This is a genomic window from Bradyrhizobium sp. TM102, from assembly GCF_009176685.1.
GTDB classification, from domain to species: domain Bacteria; phylum Pseudomonadota; class Alphaproteobacteria; order Rhizobiales; family Xanthobacteraceae; genus Bradyrhizobium; species Bradyrhizobium ottawaense.
The window spans coordinates 4,999,940-5,020,150 of sequence record NZ_AP021855.1 but is presented as its reverse complement, the minus strand read 5'-3'; the positions used below and the strand labels follow the sequence as shown (position 1 = coordinate 5,020,150).

The window sequence follows — 20,211 nt, the reverse complement described above, 5'->3', positions numbered from 1 at the left end:
CATGTCGTCGCGCTGGCAATGAGCGTGGCTGCAGCGTCACAGCATCCGGCTCTGCGCCTGCTATGGTGATGCGCCGATTGACAGGCGCACCGGAAGCGTCAAAAGGCGCCGGATCAATTCCAGGGAAGAAGCGTTTTCCATCTTCATGACGGCGAGCATCACACAGACCGAGACCCAGGACGGGCCGGTCACCTCGGGCTTTTGGTCCCTTACGCTCGGGAGCATCGGCGTCGTGTTCGGCGATATCGGCACCTCGCCGCTCTACGCATTCCACGAGGCGGTCAGGGGCGCCGCCCATGGCGAGCCGGTCTCGCGCGTCATGGTTCTCGGCGTGCTCTCGCTGATCCTGTGGGCGCTGCTGATCGTCGTCACCGCCAAATACGTGCTGCTGCTGCTGCGCGCCGACAACAACGGGGAGGGCGGCACGCTCTCGCTGATGGCGCTCGGCCAGCGCGCGCTCGGGCGGCGGAGCTGGTTCCTGCTCGCCCTCGGCGTGGTCGGCGCTTCCATGTTCATCGGCGATTCCATGATCACGCCGGCGATCTCGGTGCTATCGGCGGTCGAAGGCCTGAAGCTCGCAACCCCCGCGCTCGAGCATTACGTGGTGCCGCTCACCGTCCTCATCCTGGTGCTGCTGTTCGCGGTCCAGAGCAAGGGGACGGCGTTGGTGGCCTCGGCCTTCGGGCCGGTGATGGTGATCTGGTTCGCCGTCATCGCCGTGATGGGAGCGGTCCACATCGCCGACGATCCCTCGGTGCTGGCGGCGATCAATCCCTATTACGCCGTGCAGTTCGTGCTGTCGCACGGCACGATTGGCCTCGTCACCCTCGGCGCCGTGTTCCTGGCGGTGACCGGGGGCGAGGCGCTCTATGCGGATCTCGGCCATTTCGGGCGCAAGCCAATCCAGTCGGCCTGGATGTTCTTTGTGCTGCCCGCGCTCTTGATCAACTATTTCGGGCAGGGCGCGCTGGTGCTGTCTGATCCCAGCGCGATCGAGCACTCGTTCTATCGCATGGTGCCCGAGAGCCTGGTGCTGCCGCTGGTCGGGCTTGCGACCGCCGCGACCGTGATCGCGAGCCAGGCGGTGATCACCGGCGCCTATTCGCTGGTCTATCAGGCGGTGCAGCTCGGCCTCTTGCCGCGCTTCGAGGTCCGCTATACCTCCGAGACTCACGCCGGCCAGATCTACCTGCCGCGGGTGAATCGGCTGCTGCTGATCGGCGTGATGCTGCTGGTGCTCTTGTTCCACACCCCCAGCAATCTGGCGTCGGCTTACGGCATCGCGGTCTCCACCACCATGGTCGCCGACGGCATCATGGGCTTCATCGTGATCTGGAAATTGTGGAACTGGCGCGCTGCCACGGCTGCGGCCGTGATCATGCCCTTCGTCATCGTCGATCTGAGCTTCTTCAGCGCCAATCTCTTGAAGCTGCTTGAGGGCGCCTGGGTGCCGCTGCTGTTCGGCGTGGCCATGGCGGGAACGATCTGGACCTGGCGGAAGGGCTCCGGGATCCTGATCCAGAAGACGCGCCGGATCGAGGTGCCGCTGGACGATCTGATCCGCAGCCTGGAGAAGCGGCCCCCGCACATCGTCAAGGGCACCGCGGTGTTCCTGACCAGCGATCCCTCCTTTGTGCCGACCGCGCTGCTGCACAATCTCAAGCACAACAAGGTGCTGCACGAGCACAACGTGATCTTGACCATCGAGACCGCGCATACGCCGCGGGTCGATCTGTCCGAGCGATTCCGGATGGAGAAGATCAGCGAGAAGTTCTCGAAGGTCCGGCTGCGCTTCGGCTACATGGAGCAGCCGAACGTGCCCAAGGCACTTGCGATCGCGCGCAAGCAGGGCTGGCAGTTCGACATCATGTCGACGTCGTTCTTCGTGTCCCGGAGGTCGCTGAAGGCGTCAGCGCAGTCGGGTATGCCGCTGTGGCAGGACCATTTGTTCATTGCGCTCAGCCGGTCCGCCAACGACGCCACGGATTACTTCCAGATCCCCACGGGACGGGTGGTTGAAGTCGGAACCCAAGTCACCATCTAGAACGCAACTGCCTTAGTCATGCAAATTCGCATGTCTAAGCCCCGGAATCGGGCTAGGCTATGCCGGTAGCGCAGGACTATAAGCCGCGCGCTCTTCCGCCATTGTGCAGTGAAGCATTTTAGAGGCCACTGGGCTCTCCCATGACAAGCGACATAGTGATTTCCGCCCCGGAAACGGCGGCGGCCAATGGGCATGGCGAGGCCCATACCACCGCCCGTTTCGGCGCGCTGACCCTCGGCAGCATCGGCGTCGTCTACGGCGATATCGGCACCAGCCCGCTCTACGCGTTCCGCGAGGCGGTGATGGCGGCATCGGGCGCGGACGGGCTGCCGACGCCGACGGCGGTGCTCGGCGTGGTCTCGCTGATCCTGTGGGCACTGATTGTCGTGGTGACGCTCAAATACGTCGTGATCCTGCTCCGGGCCGACAACAACGGCGAGGGCGGCACGCTGGCGCTGATGGCGCTGGCCCAGCGCGCGGTCGGCACCGGCGGGGCGACCGTCGTCCTACTTGGCATCATTTCCGGCGCGCTGTTCTATGGCGATGCCGTGATCACGCCTGCGCTGTCGGTGCTGTCCGCGATCGAAGGCATGAAGGACGTCACGCTGCGGTTCGAGCCCTATATCGTGCCGCTAACCGTGGTCATCCTGGTCTGCCTGTTCGCCGTGCAGTCGCGCGGAACCGCCCGCGTCGCCGCCTTCTTCGGCCCGATCATGTGCGTCTGGTTTGCGGTCCTTGCCGCGGCGGCGATCCATCCGATCATCCAACAGCCGCAAGTGCTGTATGCGCTGAACCCGCTCTATGCGGTCTCTTTCATGTTCCACCACGGCATCATCGGCTTCGTCACGCTGGGCGCGGTGTTCCTCGCGGTCACCGGGGCTGAGGCGCTCTATGCCGATCTCGGCCATTTCGGCAAGCGACCGATCCAGACCGCGTGGCTGTTCATCGTGCTGCCGTCGCTCGCGCTGAACTATCTCGGGCAGGGCGCCCTCGTGCTCGGCGATCCCGGCGCCATCGTCAGCCCGTTCTTCCAGCTCTTCCCGCAGGGCTTGTTCCGCGGCTGCATGGTCGTGCTCGCCACCATGGCGACTGTCATCGCCAGCCAGGCGGTCATCACAGGCGCCTATTCCTTGACGCGCCAGGCGATCCAGCTCGGCCTGTTGCCGCGCTTCGAAATTCGCCATACGTCGGAAGCCCATTCCGGCCAGATCTTCATCCCGCGCATCAACCAGCTGCTGCTGGTCGCGGTGGTGCTGCTGGTGCTCCTGTTTCGCTCGTCCAGCGCGCTCGCCTCGGCCTACGGCATCTCGGTCACCGGGACCATGGTGGTCACGGCGATGATGGGCTTCGTCGTGATCTGGAAGGTCTGGCGCTGGTCGCCGCTCGCGGCCGGGGCGCTGATTGCGCCGTTCCTGTTTCTCGACCTCACGTTCCTGGCCGCCAACCTGCTCAAGGTGTTCGAAGGCGGCTGGGTGCCGCTGGCGCTCGGCGCGCTCATGATCATCCTGATGTACACGTGGCGGCGCGGCAGCCGCCTCTTGTTCGAGAAGTCGCGCAAACTCGAGTTCCCGCTCGCCGATCTCGTGGCGATGCTGGAGAAGCGGCCGCCGCAGCGGGTGCCCGGCACCGCGGTGTTCCTGACCTCCGACCCGCTCAGCGCGCCGACCGCGCTGATGCATAGTCTGAAGCACTACAAAGTGCTCCACGAGAAGAATGTCATTCTCACCATCGAGACGGCGCAGACCCCACGGATCGATCCGGCCGAGCGCGTGAAACTGGAGCAGATCTCACCGACCTTCTCCAAGGTGACGCTGAAGTTCGGCTTCATGGAATCGCCCAACGTGCCGAAAGCCCTGGCGATCGCCCGCAAGCTCGGCTGGCAGTTCGACATCATGTCGACCTCGTTCTTCCTGTCGCGCAGAGCGCTCAAGCCCGCCGTCCATTCCGGCATGCCGCGCTGGCAGGACCGGCTGTTCATCTCGCTCAGCCGCTCGGCCAACGACGCCACTGACTATTTCCAGATCCCCTCTGGCCGCGTGGTCGAGGTCGGAACGCAGGTGACGATCTAGTTCCACCGCTGTCATCGCCCGGCTAGGACCGAGGAGCCGCGGCGTGCTGGATTTCCCGCCTTCGGGGGGAATGACGCCGAACGAGTGGTGAGAGGTGCAGCAGCAGATTCGGGCGTCCTGAACGCCCCACTTCAAGTCGCTGCGATTTAGCTTTAACTTGCGCCGCGCGGCTCAAGCCTTTGTAGCGCTTGATTTTCGTGAGCCGAGAGGCGAGGTTGCCGCCGGCCGGGATAGGTCCGGCTGGCACGCGCGACGTTGGAGGATGATGTGGCAAACCAGGTGCAGGATCTGACCCCGGACGAGGTCTCCAAGGGTGTCGCGGAGGGCCGCTATCTCCTCGTCGACGTGCGCGAGCCGAACGAGGTCGAAGCCGAGGCCTATCCCTACGGCGTCGTGGTGCCGCTCTCGACCTTCGATCCCAAGGCGATCCCCGATCCCCAGGGCAAGGACGTCGTGTTTGCCTGCCGCTCGGGCAAACGCTCGGTGACGGCCTCGCTCGCGGCTCAGGCGGCGGGCCTGCCTTACGACAAGCATCTGGCCGGCGGCATGCTGGGCTGGAAGGCGGCGGGGCTTCCCAGCAAGGTCGGTGGCTAGCCCCGCGATGACGTCCAAGAGCTCTTCGCTGAACAAGGTCTTCGCCGACCTTCCCGTCACCATCTTCGAGGCGATGTCGCAGGCCGCGCGCGACAATGCCGCCATCAATCTCGGCCAGGGCTTTCCCGACGATCCGGGGCCGGAGGACATCCGCCGCGCCGCGGCCGAGGCCTCGCTGAACGGCTACAACCAGTATCCCTCGATGATGGGCCTGCCGGAGCTGCGCCAGGCGATCGCGACCCATTACGGCCATTGGCACGGGCTCAAGCTCGATCCGATGAGCGAGGTGATGGTCACCTCCGGCGGCACCGAGGCACTGACCTCGGCGATCCTCGCGGTGGTGCAGCCCGGCGACGAGGTGGTGTGCTTCCAGCCGGTCTATGATTCCTATTTGCCGATCATCCGCCAGGCCGGCGGCATCCCGCGCCTCGTGCGGCTGGAGCCGCCGCACTGGCGGCTGAATGAGGACATGCTGAAAAGCGTCTTCAATTCAAAGACCAAGGCGGTGCTCTTCAACAACCCCTTGAATCCCAGCGCGGTGGTTTTTCCGCGCGAGGATCTCGAGCTCTTGGCGCGCTACTGTCAGGAGTTCGACGTCATCGCGATCTGCGACGAGGTCTGGGAGCACGTCACCTTCGACGAGCACAAGCACATCCCGCTGATCACCATTCCGGGCATGCGCGAGCGCACCATCAAGGTCGGCTCGGCCGGCAAGATCTTCTCACTGACCGGCTGGAAGATCGGGTTCGTCTGCGCCGCGCCGCCGCTGTTGCGCGTCGCCGCCAAGGTGCACCAGTTCCTGACCTTCACCACGGCGCCGAACCTGCAGGCCGCCGTCGCCTACGGCCTCGGCAAGTCCGACGACTACTTCCTGTCGATGCGCAAGGATTTGACGCGGAGCAGGGACCGCCTGACCAAGGGGCTGGAGAGCCTCGGCTTCCCCGTGCTGAAGTCGCAAGGAACCTACTTCCTCACCGTCGACCTGTCGCCGCTCGGGCTCAACGAGAGCGACACCGAGTTCTGCTGGCGAATCGTGAAGGACTACAAGGTCGCGGCGATCCCGGTGTCGGCCTTCTACGAGCAGGACCCCGTGACATCAGTGGTGCGCTTCTGCTTTGCCAAGAAGGACGAGACCCTCGACACCGCCCTGGAGCGGCTGTCGGACGCGGTGCGCGGTCGCAAGAGGTAGAGATGACGAATGTCGGCCGCTGCGGGTTTGGCCTTGGCCTCGCGATCGCCGCCGCGCTGAATTTGCTTTCCGCCCCTGTCAGGGCCGAGGAGCGGGTCGTCAATTTCTACAACTGGTCCAACTATATGGCGCCAGACGTCCTCGAGGCCTTCACCAAGGAGACCGGCATCAAGGTGGTCTACGACACCTTCGATGCCAACGAGACGCTGGAGACGCGCCTGATGGCCGGCAAGTCCGGCTACGACGTCGTGGTGCCCACGGCCTATTTCCTGCAGCGCCAGATCAAGGCCAACATTTTCCAGAAGCTCGACAAGTCGAAGCTGCCCAACCTGGAAAATGCCTGGCCGATGGTGACCAAGAACCTTGCGACCTACGATCCCGGCAACAATTACGCCGCCAACTATATGTGGGGCACGACGGGCATCGGCTACAACGTCGCCAAGGTGAAGCAGATCCTGGGGCCCGACGCGAAGATCGACAGCTGGGACATCGTCTTCAAGCCGGAGAACCTCGCCAAATTTAGAGATTGCGGCGTCCACATGCTCGACTCCGCCGACGACATCTTTCCGGCGGCGCTGAATTATCTCGGGCTCGATCCGAACTCGACCAAGCAGGCTGACCTCGAGAAGGCCGCCGATGTCGTCGCAAAAGTCCGCCCCTCCGTGCGCAAATTCCACTCCTCCGAATATCTCAGCGCGCTCGCGACCGGCGAGATCTGCTTCGTGGTCGGCTGGTCCGGCGACATCATGCAGGCCCGCGCTCGCGCGGCCGAGGCCAAGAAAGACAACAGCAGTGGCATCGAGATCGGCTACGCGATCCCGAAGGAGGGCGCGCAGATGTTCTTCGACAATCTCGCGATCCCCGCGGACGCCAAGAACGTGAGGGAAGCCTACGAGCTGATCAACTATCTCTACCGTCCGGACGTCGCCGCCAAGAACTCGGACTTCCTGTCCTACGCGAGCGGCAACCTCGCCAGCCAGAAGCTGGTCGATCCGAAGATTTTGAACGACAAGAACATCTATCCGGACGAAGCGACGCTCGCAAAGCTGTTCGTCATCACCGCGCGCGAGCCGGCGACCCAGCGCATCATCAACCGGCTGTGGACCAAGGTGAAGACGGGAAGGTAGAGGGGCCGCACTCGTCATTGCGAGCGGAGCGAAGCAATCCAGAATCTCTCGGTGAGGGCACTCTGGATTGCTCGTCGCTTAGCTCCTCGCAGTGACGGCAACTACCGCCACCTGCGGTGCAGCCACAACCACTGCTCGGGATGCTCGCGCACCCAGCCTTCCACGACGCTGGTGATCGCCTGCGTGGTGCCCTGGATGTCGATCTTGCCGTCGGCATCGCGCACCGGTTGGACCTCCTCGGTGATCTCGGCGGTGAAGCGGCCGCCGGGCAGGCGGATGATGCGGACGCCGTGGATCGGGCATTCGACCTGGCGGAGCAGGCGCGCCAGCATCGGGTTGGCGCGGGTCTTGCGGCCAAAGAAGGTGACCTCGACGCCGCCGGTCAGATACTGGTCGATCAGCATGGCGACGTGCTTGCCGTCCTTGAGCGCCTGCGCGAGCCTTAAGGGAGCGTCGCGGCCCGCCGGGATCAGCGTGCCCATGTTGACCTGGCGCATCTCCTGGATGATGCGGTCGGCAGATGCGATGTTCGGCCGACGGTAGAGGATCGCGGCATCGAGGCCATGCGAGACGGCGGCGAGCGCCGGCAATTCCCAATTGGCGAGGTGAGCTGCAAAGATCAGCGCCGGCTTGCCGTCGTCGCGGATCTGGTCGAACAGCTCGATGCTGCGCGCCGGGAGTTCGATCCGGCTGTTTTCGGGATGGTCGCGGTCGTAATCCCAGACGTGATCCATATGGGCGAATTCGGCGCCGACGCGGCCGAGATTCTCCCAGACGCCCATCAGGATGGCTTCGATCTCTTCGGGCGACTTCTCCGGAAACGCCGCGGTGAGGTTGGCGCGACCGATGCGGTGCTCGCGCAGGCGTGGGCCGATCAGCTTCACCATGCGCGCGAAAAAGTCCGAGGTCTTGACCGGATCGAAATAGCGCGTGGTACGCAGCATGCCGACGGTGGCGGCGCCGATCAGGCTGCCGCCGATCGATTTCGCAGCCTCCCGCGCGCGGGCCTTCGTCCTCGCAGGAAGCAGCGCCATGCGTCCGGTCAGGCCGGTTCGCGGGTCAGGATCAGCGAGGCGTTCTGGCCGCCGAAGCCGAACGAGTTCGACATCACCGCGGTGACGCGGGCGTCGCGCGCCTTGTTGCCGACGACGTTGAACAGGATCGTGGGATCCGGCGTCTCGTAGTTGATCGTCGGCGGGATGCGCTGATGCTCGAGCGTGAGCAGCGAGAAGATCGCCTCGACCGCGCCTGCCGCCGAGATGGTGTGGCCGACCATCGACTTGTTGGAGGTCACCGGAATCTTCTGCGCCAGCTCGCCGAACACGGCCGATGTCGTGTTGAACTCCATCTTGTCGTTCTCGGGCGTCGCCGTGCCGTGCGCGTTGATGTGGTCGATCTGGTCCGGCGTCATGCCGGCATCGGCCAGCGTCTTGTTCATGCAGCCGATGATCGGCTTGCCGTCGGGCGAAGAGCGGGTGCGATGGAAGGAATCGGTGAGCTCGCCGCAGCCGGCGATCACGCCGAGGATCTTTGCGCCGCGGGCGGTGGCGGCCTCGTAGCTTTCCAGCACGAGCGCGCCGGCGCCTTCGGCCATGACGAAGCCGTCGCGGTTCTTGGAGAAGGGGCGGGAGGCCGCCTGCGGCGGATCGTTCTGGGTCGACAGCGCCGAGAGCAGCGAGAAGCGCACGAGGGCCTCGGGGTTCACGGTGCCGTCGGTCGCGACGCACAGCGCAGCATCGGTCTCGCCGCGGCGGATCGCCTCGACGCCGAGCTGGATCGAGGTGGCTCCGGACGCGCAGGCCGTCGACAGCGAGATCGGCGAGCCCTTGGTGCCAAAGGTCTCGGCGAGATGCGCGGCCACCGAGCCGAACATGAAGCGGTGATGATAGGCGCTGTACTTGCCGCCGCCGGAGATGCGCAAGAGATCGTCATAGTTGAAGTCGAGCGCGCCGACGGCGCGGCCGAGCTCGCGTCGCTGTGGCCATTCGACCTCGACCGGCGCAACCGCGAGGAAGAGGGGCCCCGGGAAATCGGCCTTGGCGCCGATGCCGGCCTGCTCGAGCGCTTCTTCCGTCACGAGCTCAGCCATCCGCTCGGACAGGCCGGTGGAGGAGAATGGATCGACGCTGACGAAATCGACGGTGCCGGCCATCGTGGTCTTGAGGCCGTCGACCGGAAAGCGCGTGATGGTACGGATGCCGGATTCGCCGGCAACGAGCTTGGCCCAATTGTCGGCCTTGCCGGCACCGAGCGAGGTCATGATGCCCATGCCGGTGACGACGACGACGGGGCGCCCGAGTTTGTCGCGTGGTGCAGTCATGTCGATCCCCCGATAGAGCTAGCTAACTGCCTCGACCAGCGCCATGCCTTCGCCGCGCCAGTGTCCGGCCCCCACCACCACAATCTGGGTGGGCGCTCCCTGCATTTCAATCTCGGTGCCCGTCGAATCGTTCGGCGGGAACAGCGCACCGCGCGAGATCGACAGCGCGGCGAGCGCGATGCCGAGCGGGAATTGCGTCTCCATGGTGTGGCCGAACATCGTGCCGGTCGAACGCACCGGGAAGTCGGCATGGCCCTTCAGGAAGCCGCGCTCTTCGCTTGTCGCGGGCTCCGCACCGGTCGCGCCTGAGATGATCGCGCCTTTACCTTCGCGCTTGGGCAGCTTGGCCCACAGCTGCTCCAATGTCGCGGCCATGTCGCCGGGCTGCTTGCGCCGGGCGAGGTCGGCGACGACGCTCGACAGCCTTGCGAACGGCTTTGCGCCGCGCGCTTGCGCATGCGCTTTCGATTCCAGCACCAGGAAGGCGCCGGCAGATCCCAGCGCGAAGCCGGCGTGGTCCTTGCGCGCCCAGACGGGAGCGAACTTGTCCTTGAGATTGAAATCGCCGAATTCGTAGAGGACGAGCAAGTCCTTGCGCTCGCCATTATGCGAGCCGCCGACCAGCGCGATGTCGCTCTCGCCCGAGGCGATGCGCGCAAGCGCAATGCGGGCAGCATCGGCGCCCGCGACCTCTTCGCCCATGAAGGTGCGCGAGGTGCCGCCAAGTCCGTGCACGATGGCGATGTTGCCGGCGAGCAGATTGGAGAGCTGCGCCAGGAACAGCGTCGGCCTCAGATCGCTCATCAGCCGTTCGTTGAGGAAGCCGGGCGCGTTCGCGCCCTTGGCCTCGGCCGTCAAGACACCGGTGTCGACGTTGAGATCGCGCTCGCCGCCGCCGGCGGCCACCACCATGTCGATCTTCGACAGGATGTCCTTGTTGCCCTTGATCCCGGCGGAATCGAGCGCAAGGCCGGCGGCGTAGGTGCCGATGCGCTGCCAGGCTTCCATCTGGCGCTGGTCGCCCTTCTTCGGGATCTGGCTGTCGAAGCTGACAGGCGTCAAGGGATGCACGATGTAGGGCGCAAAGCCCTTCTCGTCGACATTGATGCGCTTCTCCTGAAGCGCGGCCCAGTTGGCGTCCAGGCCCTCGCCGAGCGAGGTCGCGAGTCCAATGCCGGTGATCCAGACTTCGGTCTGGCCGGGCTTCGAAGCAGTGTCAGTCATGGCGATACGGCCTGTTGCGGAAAGCCGACGCGCTCAGCGACTTTCGTCATGTAGCCGCGCATATCCGCATTGGGGAAGGGGATCAGCGTGAAGGTCAGCGCCGAATTCGCGCGCAGCTTGCCGCCGACCCTGATCTTGGCTTCGGTCATGGCATAGCCGGAGCCTTCATGGATGAGGCTCGCCTCGATGCTCATGAGATCGCCGGGGAAGACCGAGCCGCGGACCTTGGCCTCCTTCACGGCGGCAAGGATCGGCATGCGTTCAAACTTGAACACGCCGAGCTGAAGCCAGCCCGAGGCCTGCGCCATCGATTCGATCAGGAGCACGCCGGGCATCAAGGGGTAACCCGGGAAGTGCCCCTCGAAGATGGTGCTCTCCTGCGGGACCTGCGCTTCGACGACGATCGTCTTCTCGTCGACCTTGAGGTCGACGATGCGATCGATCATGTGGAAGTATTCGAGTTGCATGACCGCGCGCTTAGGCGCTCGCGCCCTTGGCCGCAACCAGTTCGTCGATGCGGGCGCACAGGTTCTTCAGCACGAAATACTGCTCGGTGGTCGCCTTGCCGTCATTGACCTCCTGGGTCCACTTTTCCAGCGGGAGCTTGATGCCGAACTGCTTGTCGATCGCAAACGCGATATCAAGGAAATCGAGGCTGTCGATGCCGAGATCGTCAATGGCATGACTATCCGGCGTGATCGTGTCGCGCGGGATGTCGCAGGTTTCAGCGATGATCGTGGCGACCTGATCGAATGTGGAAGACATCACTAAGCCTTTGATATATTGCGGATATTTGTCAGGTTATCCAGAGTGGCACGGTGGGTGGGCATCGCGCCCCTGATGACGCCCTCAAACCCCCCTCTGGCCGGGTCGAAAGCCCGTATATCGGAGCGCCGCCCTGAGTTCAATGGAGGCGGGCAGGCGGTGAGACGGGGCTGGGGATGCCCCGCTGGAGTCGCGTGCCCGCCGGGGCCGGGGCGAGGTGGGCCTAGATGTGCGGCGTCGTGATCTTGACGCAGTCGCGACGGCCCATCAGCACGCAATCCTGGGTCCGGCGCAGGTCGGCGATGCTGACCGCGAGCCAAATTCCGATTGCGGTTAGCGCGATGGTGAAGGCCAGCGCCGCGATGTTGGCGAGCATGCGATGGCGGAAATCGTCCGGCTCGGCGCGGGGCTTCTCGTAGCGCGACAGGTCGAGCGGTTCGGGGGCGACTCGCAACGGCTGCACGGTACCGCTGCCGCGGTGGACCGTCGGGGAAGGCGAGGTGCGCGGCCTGAACTGGAGCACCCGGTGCTCGTCGTCAGAGCTTATGGGCCGCTGGGTCGTCATGGGGCGGGGATCACTCCGAAGCAGCGATTTTAGATAGCACACGTGATGAACGTGTTGCAGAAAATCTTCGCAATGCCCGCGTGCATTTGTACGCTCGCACTATTTGTGCATGGATTGTGGGAAGCGACCGCGGAACCGGCCGTCGTGTCGGCGGCAGGGATGCAAGGGTTGCGTTGCAACAACAGAGGTAGCAAGGGCCAAGGACTTCACACCTTCGTTCCCCTTTACATCGGCTTGTGATCTCCGCGTCCTTCCGAACACGTTTTGCCGCCGCATGGCCCATGTCATAGTCGGGGAACCTGAACCGTCAGTTGCATCCATGCGAGGGGGCCTTCGACCATGACCACGACCAACGCGCGTGAGCCGAGAGTGCATCCGGTCCCGATCCTGTCGCTCCGGCCGACGCAGATGACGGTCGGCATGCGCGAGGTCAAGGAGAAGCGCAAGCGCTGGCGCGAGCATGACAAGAAGAAGCAGGCGGATCTGCTCGGCAAGCACATGATCCCCGTCGTCTACGGCCCCGACGCGCGCTACTATGTGATCGACCATCATCACCTCGGCCGCGCGCTGCACGACGAAGGCGTCAAGGAGGTGCTGGTGACCATCGTCGGCGACCTCCGCATGGTCGAGCGCGAGGCCTTCTGGGGCGTGATGGACAACAAGCGTTGGGTCTATCCTTACGACGCCAAGGGCGAACGGCGGCAGTTTCGCGACCTGCCAAAATCGGTTGCCGATCTCAAGGACGATCCGTTCCGCAGCCTTGCCGGCGAATTGCGCCGCCTGGGCGGCTTCGCCAAGGACACCACGCCGTTCTCGGAATTCCTGTGGGCCGACTTCCTGCGCCGAAAGGTCTCGCGCAAGACGGTGGAGGCCGATTTCGACAAGGCGATCGAGAAGGCGATGTCCGCAGCCAAGAGCAAGGACGCGATCTATCTGCCCGGCTGGTGCGGTCCGGAGGACGATGATTAGGGGCAGTCGGGAATCGCTCTAGTGAGCTGACCATCATGCGCAGCCGCTCGCGTCAGTCGCGCTGGAAGATCCTGGCGCCGGGATAGGCGCGGCGAGCGTAAGTGACCACTTGCGCACGATCCTGCGTGTCGAGGAAGGGCGTTCGGATCAGGCACGATCCGACGATGAGGTGCCACAGGCCATTGAGCTTCTGGATCACGATCTTCATTTGAATAGTCCTTGATGACTCCCATTCCAGCGAATGCTGCTGGTCGCCGCAGTGCTTTAGGATCGTGTCCGCGGACGTAGAATTCCCAACACGGCCGGGCTCCGCTGCAAAATACGTCGACCATTGTTAGTTGGTTGCGGAATGCGTCCAGATAAGCCGGATCCCATCACAGGCGCTTGAGTGAAATCAATTTCCGCGCCCATGAAACCGTCCTGAAACAGAGCCGTCCCATCTGTATGGGGTAGACGAGCTCACACAGGAGGCGAACATGCGCCGTCTGGCTTTCGTAATTGCGTTGCTCGCGGTCGCTTCGGCAGGAATTTCGGCATCGTTTGCCGCAGTTCACCACGCCAAGTCGTTGACGTTCGCGGAGCGCTTTGCTCCGGCGCTCGAGTTGATGGCGAAGCGCTAGCGGCACGGCGCCTTGCAACCATGAGCGATGCCGCGGCTGATCGCTCGCGGCGGGACATCACGTCGCACCCGTCGACCGGCCAGATGCGGCGATGGCCGGATCAGGCTTGACTTGTCGCAAATCTGCGCCGCTGTGACGGGCTAAAGTCTCTCTGCATGGTTGCAGAAGCAGCGTTGTGCCCAGACGTCGTGGGCCCGGGCTCCAAGTCATGCAAGACGGAGACATGACCATGAGCCTCATCTTTCGTATCGTCTTTATCATTGCCGGCGCGCTCACCGCGTTGTTCGTCGCGCGTGATGCCCTGAACTTCACCATCATCCAGACCTTCGTCGCCGTCCTGCTCGTGACAGCCGTCGTGGGGGCTGGAAGTCTCTGGAGCATGCGGCGGAAGACGTGAGCAGGACAGAAAGCGGCGGTTCGGCCGGGCTCAGCGAAACCGAGGCCCGGCTGCGGCTGCAACATGAAGGTTACAACGAGCTGCCTCGGCCCGAACGGCGCACGCCCCTGCGCATCGTGCTCGAGGTGCTGCGCGAGCCGATGCTCGCTCTCCTTCTGTGTGGCGGGCTGGTTTACCTGCTGCTCGGCGACCTCCGCGAGGCGCTGCTTCTCCTGGCATTCGGCGCCATCTCCGTCGTGATCACGATCGTGCAGGAAACCCGCACCGAGCGCGTGCTGGAGGCGTTGCGGGAGCTGACCAGTCCGCGAGCGCTCGTGGTCAGGGATGGCGAGCGGCGGCGGATCGCGGGCCGGGACATCGTCCGCGGCGATCTCCTCGTCCTGGCCGAAGGCGATCGGATTCCGGCGGATGCGGTACTCGTCAGTGCGCGTGATCTGGCGGTCGATGAGTCCCTGCTGACCGGAGAGTCGGTCCCGGTTCGCAAGCAGGCCCTCAAGACGCCGGTCGCCGAGGCTTCCATGACTGAAAAGGTCGCCTTGGCCGAACATCGCCCGGGCGGCGATGACCTGCCGTTCGTGTATTCGGGCTCGCTGGTCGTGCGAGGCGAGGGCCTCGCCGAGGTCGAGGCCACCGGCCCTCGCAGCGAGATCGGGAAGATCGGACTGTCGCTGCATGGTTTGCAGTCGGAGCCGCCGCGGCTGCAGCAGCAGACCGCACGGCTCGTACGGCTTTGCTTTCTCGGCGGCGCGGCGATCAGCCTGGCGGCTGTCCTGCTTTACGGAGCGTTGCGCGGGGATTGGCTGCAGGCAATGCTCGGAGGCATCGCGATCGGCATGTCCATGCTGCCTGAGGAGTTTGCCGTCGTCCTCACGGTGTTCATGGCCATGGGCGCCTGGCGGATCTCCAAGGCGCGGGTGCTGACGCGGCGCGCGGCTGCGATCGAGGTGCTCGGCTCCGCCACGGTGCTGTGCACCGACAAGACCGGCACGTTGACGCAGAACCGGATGTCGGTCGCGGAGCTGAGGCTACGCGACGGGACGAGCGTCCGCCTCGTGTCTTCGCAGCCGGCGCCCGTGGGAGCGGAGTTTTTCGAGCTGGCGCGTTGCAGTGCTCTGGCGAGCTCGCCCGAACCGTTCGATCCGATGGAGAAGGCCCTGCACGCGTTCGCGCAGGCGAACCTGCCGGAGGCTGATGAAACCCTGCATGCTCGGACCTTGATCCGCACCTACGGCCTGCGTCCCGAACTGCTGGCGATGACCCAGGTTTGGCAATCGTCCCAGGGAGTGTTCGCCTCGGCCAAAGGTGCTCCCGAAGCGATTGCGCGCCTCTGCAAGTTGCATGGTGCGGACCAGGACGCGATGCGGGATGCGGTCGCGGCGATGGCCAAGGACGGTCTTCGCGTGCTCGGCGTGGCCGCCGCGACCTGCGACGGCGAGGCCCTGCCGAGCTCGCAGGAAGGTTTTTCGTTTCGCTTCCTCGGTCTGGTCGGGTTGGCCGATCCGCTTCGTCCGCATGTCCCCGAGGCGGTGGCCGAATGTCGTTCGGCCGGCATCCGCGTCGTCATGATCACGGGCGACTATCCGGCGACCGCCATGGCGATCGCCGGGCAGGCCGGGCTCGACGTCAACGAGGTCGCGACCGGTGAGCAGATCAGGCTCGCGGACGAGAGCGGGCTGGAGGCCCTCGTCAGGAACGTGAACGTGTTCGCGCGGGTCCTGCCGGAGCAGAAGCTGCGGATCGTTCAGGCGATGAAGCGCAACGGCGAGATCGTCGCGATGACCGGCGACGGCGTCAACGACGCGCCGTCCCTGAAGGCGGCCCATATCGGGATCGCGATGGGTGGCCGCGGCACCGATGTCGCCCGCGAGGCATCCTCGATCGTCCTGCTCGACGACGATTTCGGCTCCATCGTCGCATCCATCCGGCTGGGGCGCCGAATCTACGACAATCTCCGCAAGGCGATGGCCTTCATTTTCGCCGTCCACGTTCCGATCGCGGGGCTCGCCCTGCTGCCGCTGGTTTTCGGGCTGCCTCTGGTTCTCGGGCCCGTTCACATTGCATTTCTGGAGCTGATCATCGACCCGGTCTGCTCGCTCGTGTTCGAAGCCGAGCGGGAGGAGCGCGATGTCATGACGCGCCCGCCGCGGCGCGCCGATGCGGAACTGTTCTCGTGGGCTTTGGTCGGCTGGAGCGTTCTTCAAGGCGTCATGGCCTTTGCCTTGATCGCGGTGATTTTCGTCGTTGCGCTTCGTTCCGGTATTCCACCCGACGAGGCGCGCACGCTGGCTTTCATCGCGCTGGTCGTCTGCGTCGTCGCGCTGGTGCTGGTCAACCGGTCCTTCAGCGCGTCGTTCTTGTCGGCGTTCTTCCGTCCGAATCCGGCTTTGCTCTGGATATTCCTGTCGATCGCGCTCGTTCTGGCCGCGGCCCTGTTCTGGCCGCCGGCGTCCAGTCTGTTCCGGTTCGGTCCCCTGCACCTGGACGATCTGATGGTCACGCTCGGCGCAGGATTGCTGGTACTCACGGCGCTCGAACTGCTGAAGCCGGTTTGGGGCCGGCGGTTGCGATTCTAGATCGTGACGCGGCAGGTCGGTCATCGCGGCGCGCTGCGGTGGATCGTCAGCGTCGGGAATTCATGCAGCCCGTGGAGGGCCGGCGCAAGATGCTGAGGCCATTTCATTAGAATGGATCCAGTCTACATAGATTCTACGACACGAACGTCCAAAAGACTTTGATTGTGCGTTCGGAGTCTTTGCATGGTCGTCCCGGTAAATTCGGGGACTGGGAATGCTGGAATTCGTGTTTGACGCACGCGCAACGAAGCGCGGATGCGTGTCGATGCTGTGCGGTCTTGTCGTGCTTCCTCCGGCGATCGCTTTTGGCGGAAACGCGCAAGCCCAGAGCGCGAGCGCAGCATCAGATCTTCCGCCGGTCGTCGTCGAGCAAAGCCGCGCGAACAAGCGTCAGGTCACGAGATCGCGCACCACCCGGTCTGTGAGCGCCCGAACTGCGCGATCGCGCGCGGCAGGACAGGTGCTCCAGTCCGGCTCTCAGCCCGCCGCCGTCGCCATGGAGCGCGGTACGGATCCGGTGAAGGGATTTGTACCTGTCGTCAGCTCGGCTGCGATGAAGTCCGACGTCCCGATCCTCGAGACGCCTCAATCCGTCTCCGTCGTCAGTCGCGATCAGCTCGATGCCCGCTCCGTCACGACACTGGTCGAAGGATTGCAGCATGTCGCAGGTCTCGCCATTCAGCCGGGCGGTAAGGACCCGCGCTTCGACAATGTCTTCATCCGCGGCTTCGACAACAACGGCTACGGCGCATATCGCGACGGGCTTCGCGAGATGGGCGATCCCAACTTCCTCTCGCTGTTCCGCAACGAGCCCTATGGTTTCGAGCGCATCGACGTCATCAAGGGGCCGAGCTCGGTCATGTATGGACAGGGCGCGCCGGGCGGACTTGTCGATGTCATCAGCAAGCGGCCGCCCGAAAAGGCCTTCGGTGAGATTGTCGGGCAGTTCGGCAACTACGACCGGTTTCAGGGTGCCTTCGACTTCGGTGGTCCTGCCACCAAGGACGGCACGCTGCTCTACCGGCTGACCGGTGTGTTCAGGGATTCCGATGCGCAGATCGCCAACTTCTCGAACTACGTGAAGGACAATCGCACCTATATCGCGCCGGCGGTGACCTGGAAGCCGACGAATGACACGACGCTGACCATTCTCGCCGACTATACCCGCGATCTGACCGGCAACGCCTTTCCGCTGTCGATGGCCCATGTGAGCGGCGGGAAGATCACCGGTATCACGGCGCTGCCGCTTTTCCTTGGCGATCCCAGCTACAACAAGTTCGACCAGGAGCAGGAGCGTGTCGGCTACCAGTTCGAGCATCGCTTCAGCAACAATCTGGTCTTCGAATCGAAGGCCCGCTACGGCCACACCGAACTCGACTATCGCTATCTGACATTCATCGGAAGTCCGCTCGATACGACCACGGTCTTTCCGCGGCGTGCGGTGCGCATACAGGAGCAGGTCGAATCGCTGTCGACCGACAACCACCTGATCAGCAAGTTCAGCACGGGGCCGCTTCAGCATACGGTGGTCTCCGGCGTCGACTATCTGACGTTCAACATGACGGACCGGACTTATTCCGGAGCAGCGCCGCCGCTCAGCAAGCTCAATCCGGTGTACGACCAGGCCGTCGTCGTTCCGACTGCGCTCACCACCCCCTCGACGAACCAGACGATCGACCAGGTCGGCGTCTATGTGCAGGATCAGATGAAGATCCAGAACTGGATCTTCACGCTGGGTGGCCGGTACGACGCCTCGGAACAAAACACCTACGCCTTGGCGACCAACAAGACCACCGACACGAAGGACACGGCCTTCACCAAGCGGGGAGCCGTCTCCTACGTGTTCGATTCCGGTGTTGCGCCTTATTATAGCTACTCGGAATCCTTCCTGCCGACACCCAACACGAACTTTGCGGGAAACCCGTTCAAGCCGACGATGGCGCAGCAGCATGAGGTGGGCGTCAAGTATCAGCCGTCGCGAAACCTGCTGATGACCGTGGCGATCTACGACCTGACGCGGCAGAATTCGCTCACGTCCGATCCATCACATCTCGGCTTCTCGGTCCAGCTCGGCGAGGTGAACTCGCGCGGCATCGAGTTCGAGACGCTGGCGCAGATCATGCCCGGGCTGAACTTCGTGGCGACCTACACCAACCAGGATGTGAGGGTGACGCAGAGCACCGGGACCGACCTCGGCAAGGTGCCGACGCTCGTCGCCCGCCAGCTCGCATCGGCCTATGTCGACTACACGATCCAGGGCGGCACCTGGGACGGCTGGGGACTTGGCGGAGGCATCCGTTACAACGGACCGACCTTCGCCGACACGACCAACACAATCGTCAACGAGGGCTACGTCGTGCTGGATGCGGGCCTGCATTATCGTCAGCCGAAGGGCGTCAACCTGGCGCTGAACGTGAAGAACATCGCCGATCGCGTCACGCTTGCCTGCACGACGAATGGCGGTTGCCAATACACGAGCCCGCGCACCATCACGGGCACGGTCAGCTATCGCTGGTAGTATTCGTCATGGTTCAAGCACGCACGATTCGCCTGTGGTCCCGCATTCACACCTGGACGTCCCTGGTGTGCATGCTGTTTCTGCTGATGCTGTGCGTCACGGGGCTGCCGCTGGTCTTTCACGATGAGATCGACGACCTGCTCGAGGATGAGATCGCGGCGCCCGCCATGCCGGCCGGTACGGCGCGGCTCTCGCTCGACCGGATGATCGCGGCGGCACAGGCGCGCTTTCCCGGTCAGTACGTGCTGCTCCTTAATCTCAAGCAGACGGAGCCGCTGGTCACGGTCGCGGTTTCTCCGACGGCGATCCCGGCGCCGGGCAGCTTTCATCGCCTAACGCTTGATGCGCGCACCGCCGAGGTGCTCGGGGAGGAGGCTCCCCATCAGGACGTCATGGACATTGTATTGCGGATTCACAAGGACATGTTCGCGGGCTTGCCCGGCGAATTGTTTCTCGGAGGGATGGGTCTTCTGTTCGCAGCGTCGATCATATCCGGTGTGGTCGTGTATTGGCCGTTCATGCGGCGGCTCGATTTCGGCACGATCCGCCGGCGCTCGTCGCCACGCGCCAAATGGCTCGACACCCATAATCTCCTCGGCATCGTCACCGTGACCTGGACGATGGTTGTGGGTCTCACCGGCATGATCAACACGCTGGCGACGCCGCTGTTCGATCTGTGGCGCGCGCAGCTGATCCCGGTCTTGCTGGCGCCTCATCTCGGCAAGCCCGTGGCTCCGATCCCGTCGGTTCAGGCTTCTGTCGAACTCGTCCGCGCGAGATTTCCGGATCGTCTGGTCACCTCGGTGACGATGCCGACGTCGGCCCGCTTCGGCAGTCCGCAGCACCTCGTCGTCTGGACCAAGGGCGCGACGCCTTTCACGGCGCGCATGCTCCAGCCGATGCTCGTTGATGCCAATGACGGCAAGACGATCGCGGCACCCGAGGTGCCCTGGTATCTGAAGACGCTTCAGGTCTCGCGCCCACTGCATTTCGGCGACTATGGTGGGCTTCCACTGAAGATCATCTGGGCGCTGCTGGACATCATCACGATCATCGTTCTCGTCAGCGGGATCTATCTGTGGGTGGCGAGGCGAAAGTCGTCGGTCCGCCGCAAGCCGCTCGACGCGGGCCGGACCGCGGCAGTCGGCGTCTAGCCCATGGCCATTCCCGCCCGGAACCAGCTCCGGATTCACAGGAGCGCCTGGGATGTCTTCCGCTGGCCTGTCCTTGTCGGCGT

The 20,211-nt window shown here is 64.2% G+C and carries 18 protein-coding genes; 11 read left to right on the top strand and 7 right to left on the bottom strand.

Annotated elements, in window-relative coordinates:
- Window positions 1–145: 145 nt before the first annotated feature.
- The 5 genes from GDN70_RS24135 (at window position 146) to GDN70_RS24115 (ending at window position 7,023) form a co-directional block, all read left to right on the top strand.
- Window positions 146–2,044, top strand: a complete 1,899-nt coding sequence (locus GDN70_RS24135; RefSeq protein WP_038946304.1) for a potassium transporter Kup — start codon at window positions 146–148, stop codon at window positions 2,042–2,044.
- A gap of 140 nt (window positions 2,045–2,184) precedes the next feature.
- The gene (locus GDN70_RS24130) at window positions 2,185–4,113 is read left to right on the top strand and encodes a potassium transporter Kup (RefSeq protein ID WP_038970979.1); all 1,929 of its coding nucleotides are present in this window, start codon (window positions 2,185–2,187) and stop codon (window positions 4,111–4,113) included.
- 267 nt (window positions 4,114–4,380) lie between these two features.
- Window positions 4,381–4,707, top strand: a complete 327-nt coding sequence (locus GDN70_RS24125) for a rhodanese-like domain-containing protein (protein WP_026202463.1) — start codon at window positions 4,381–4,383, stop codon at window positions 4,705–4,707.
- A gap of 7 nt (window positions 4,708–4,714) precedes the next feature.
- Window positions 4,715–5,896: an aminotransferase gene (locus GDN70_RS24120; RefSeq protein ID WP_049824287.1), complete on the top strand. Its 1,182-nt coding sequence runs from the start codon at window positions 4,715–4,717 to the stop codon at window positions 5,894–5,896.
- 2 nt (window positions 5,897–5,898) lie between these two features.
- Window positions 5,899–7,023 (top strand): polyamine ABC transporter substrate-binding protein, encoded by a 1,125-nt coding sequence (locus tag GDN70_RS24115; RefSeq protein ID WP_038946309.1) that lies wholly within the window; start codon window positions 5,899–5,901, stop codon window positions 7,021–7,023.
- A gap of 101 nt (window positions 7,024–7,124) precedes the next feature.
- On the opposite strand, the gene GDN70_RS24110 is transcribed toward GDN70_RS24115, so the two are convergent.
- The 6 genes from GDN70_RS24110 to GDN70_RS24085 all read right to left on the bottom strand — a co-directional run bounded on the left by GDN70_RS24110 (window position 7,125) and on the right by GDN70_RS24085 (window position 11,897).
- Window positions 7,125–8,057, bottom strand: coding sequence for a lipid A biosynthesis lauroyl acyltransferase (locus GDN70_RS24110; protein ID WP_152103120.1), 933 nt, complete (start codon window positions 8,055–8,057; stop codon window positions 7,125–7,127).
- Window positions 8,058–8,065: 8 nt separating this feature from the next.
- Window positions 8,066–9,343, bottom strand: a complete 1,278-nt coding sequence (locus GDN70_RS24105) for a beta-ketoacyl-ACP synthase (RefSeq protein WP_028145255.1) — start codon at window positions 9,341–9,343, stop codon at window positions 8,066–8,068.
- 18 nt (window positions 9,344–9,361) lie between these two features.
- Window positions 9,362–10,567, bottom strand: coding sequence for a beta-ketoacyl-ACP synthase (locus tag GDN70_RS24100; RefSeq protein ID WP_028145254.1), 1,206 nt, complete (start codon window positions 10,565–10,567; stop codon window positions 9,362–9,364).
- Window positions 10,564–11,034 carry a 3-hydroxyacyl-ACP dehydratase FabZ family protein gene (locus GDN70_RS24095; RefSeq protein WP_028145253.1) on the bottom strand — a complete coding sequence of 157 codons (471 nt, stop codon included), beginning with the start codon at window positions 11,032–11,034 and terminating at the stop codon, window positions 10,564–10,566. The genes GDN70_RS24100 and GDN70_RS24095 overlap by 4 nt, the downstream gene beginning before the upstream one ends.
- 10 nt (window positions 11,035–11,044) lie before the next feature.
- Window positions 11,045–11,332 carry an acyl carrier protein gene (locus GDN70_RS24090; protein ID WP_007592476.1) on the bottom strand — a complete coding sequence of 96 codons (288 nt, stop codon included), beginning with the start codon at window positions 11,330–11,332 and terminating at the stop codon, window positions 11,045–11,047.
- Between the two features lie 223 nt (window positions 11,333–11,555).
- Window positions 11,556–11,897: a hypothetical protein gene (locus tag GDN70_RS24085; protein WP_018320952.1), complete on the bottom strand. Its 342-nt coding sequence runs from the start codon at window positions 11,895–11,897 to the stop codon at window positions 11,556–11,558.
- Between the two features lie 339 nt (window positions 11,898–12,236).
- On the opposite strand from GDN70_RS24085, the gene GDN70_RS24080 reads away from it, so the two are divergent.
- Window positions 12,237–12,866, top strand: a complete 630-nt coding sequence (locus tag GDN70_RS24080) for a ParB-like protein (protein WP_028145250.1) — start codon at window positions 12,237–12,239, stop codon at window positions 12,864–12,866.
- A 52-nt stretch (window positions 12,867–12,918) separates the two neighbouring features.
- Here GDN70_RS24080 and GDN70_RS35140 read toward each other — a convergent pair whose 3' ends face one another.
- Entirely contained in the window at window positions 12,919–13,074 is a 156-nt protein-coding gene (locus tag GDN70_RS35140; RefSeq protein WP_173015858.1) for a hypothetical protein, read from the bottom strand.
- Between the two features lie 268 nt (window positions 13,075–13,342).
- Here GDN70_RS35140 and GDN70_RS35135 point away from each other — a divergent pair, with 268 nt between their 5' ends.
- The 5 genes from GDN70_RS35135 to GDN70_RS24065 all read left to right on the top strand — a co-directional run bounded on the left by GDN70_RS35135 (window position 13,343) and on the right by GDN70_RS24065 (window position 20,128).
- Entirely contained in the window at window positions 13,343–13,486 is a 144-nt protein-coding gene (locus tag GDN70_RS35135; protein WP_162832236.1) for a hypothetical protein, read from the top strand.
- Between the two features lie 229 nt (window positions 13,487–13,715).
- Window positions 13,716–13,883: a hypothetical protein gene (locus GDN70_RS35130; RefSeq protein ID WP_162832235.1), complete on the top strand. Its 168-nt coding sequence runs from the start codon at window positions 13,716–13,718 to the stop codon at window positions 13,881–13,883.
- Window positions 13,880–16,456, top strand: a complete 2,577-nt coding sequence (locus GDN70_RS24075; protein WP_152103119.1) for an HAD-IC family P-type ATPase — start codon at window positions 13,880–13,882, stop codon at window positions 16,454–16,456. Before GDN70_RS35130 ends, GDN70_RS24075 begins: the two co-directional genes overlap by 4 nt.
- A gap of 553 nt (window positions 16,457–17,009) precedes the next feature.
- Complete coding sequence (locus tag GDN70_RS24070) at window positions 17,010–18,974, top strand: TonB-dependent siderophore receptor (RefSeq protein ID WP_095425953.1); 1,965 nt, start codon at window positions 17,010–17,012, stop codon at window positions 18,972–18,974.
- An 8-nt stretch (window positions 18,975–18,982) separates the two neighbouring features.
- Window positions 18,983–20,128: a PepSY domain-containing protein gene (locus tag GDN70_RS24065; RefSeq protein ID WP_095425879.1), complete on the top strand. Its 1,146-nt coding sequence runs from the start codon at window positions 18,983–18,985 to the stop codon at window positions 20,126–20,128.
- The last annotated feature ends 83 nt before the right edge of the window (window positions 20,129–20,211 follow it).

Coding starts and splice junctions, on each gene's coding strand:
- GDN70_RS24135 (WP_038946304.1), top strand. CDS start 146: ATGACGGCGAGCATCACACAGACCGAGACCCAGGACGGGCCGGTCACC.
- GDN70_RS24130 (WP_038970979.1), top strand. CDS start 2,185: ATGACAAGCGACATAGTGATTTCCGCCCCGGAAACGGCGGCGGCCAAT.
- GDN70_RS24120 (WP_049824287.1), top strand. CDS start 4,715: ATGACGTCCAAGAGCTCTTCGCTGAACAAGGTCTTCGCCGACCTTCCC.
- GDN70_RS24115 (WP_038946309.1), top strand. CDS start 5,899: ATGACGAATGTCGGCCGCTGCGGGTTTGGCCTTGGCCTCGCGATCGCC.
- GDN70_RS24110 (WP_152103120.1), bottom strand. CDS start 8,057: ATGGCGCTGCTTCCTGCGAGGACGAAGGCCCGCGCGCGGGAGGCTGCG.
- GDN70_RS24105 (WP_028145255.1), bottom strand. CDS start 9,343: ATGACTGCACCACGCGACAAACTCGGGCGCCCCGTCGTCGTCGTCACC.
- GDN70_RS24100 (WP_028145254.1), bottom strand. CDS start 10,567: ATGACTGACACTGCTTCGAAGCCCGGCCAGACCGAAGTCTGGATCACC.
- GDN70_RS24095 (WP_028145253.1), bottom strand. CDS start 11,034: ATGCAACTCGAATACTTCCACATGATCGATCGCATCGTCGACCTCAAG.
- GDN70_RS24090 (WP_007592476.1), bottom strand. CDS start 11,332: ATGTCTTCCACATTCGATCAGGTCGCCACGATCATCGCTGAAACCTGC.
- GDN70_RS24085 (WP_018320952.1), bottom strand. CDS start 11,897: ATGACGACCCAGCGGCCCATAAGCTCTGACGACGAGCACCGGGTGCTC.
- GDN70_RS24080 (WP_028145250.1), top strand. CDS start 12,237: ATGACCACGACCAACGCGCGTGAGCCGAGAGTGCATCCGGTCCCGATC.
- GDN70_RS35140 (WP_173015858.1), bottom strand. CDS start 13,074: ATGAAGATCGTGATCCAGAAGCTCAATGGCCTGTGGCACCTCATCGTC.
- GDN70_RS35135 (WP_162832236.1), top strand. CDS start 13,343: ATGCGCCGTCTGGCTTTCGTAATTGCGTTGCTCGCGGTCGCTTCGGCA.
- GDN70_RS35130 (WP_162832235.1), top strand. CDS start 13,716: ATGAGCCTCATCTTTCGTATCGTCTTTATCATTGCCGGCGCGCTCACC.
- GDN70_RS24070 (WP_095425953.1), top strand. CDS start 17,010: ATGAAGTCCGACGTCCCGATCCTCGAGACGCCTCAATCCGTCTCCGTC.
- GDN70_RS24065 (WP_095425879.1), top strand. CDS start 18,983: ATGGTTCAAGCACGCACGATTCGCCTGTGGTCCCGCATTCACACCTGG.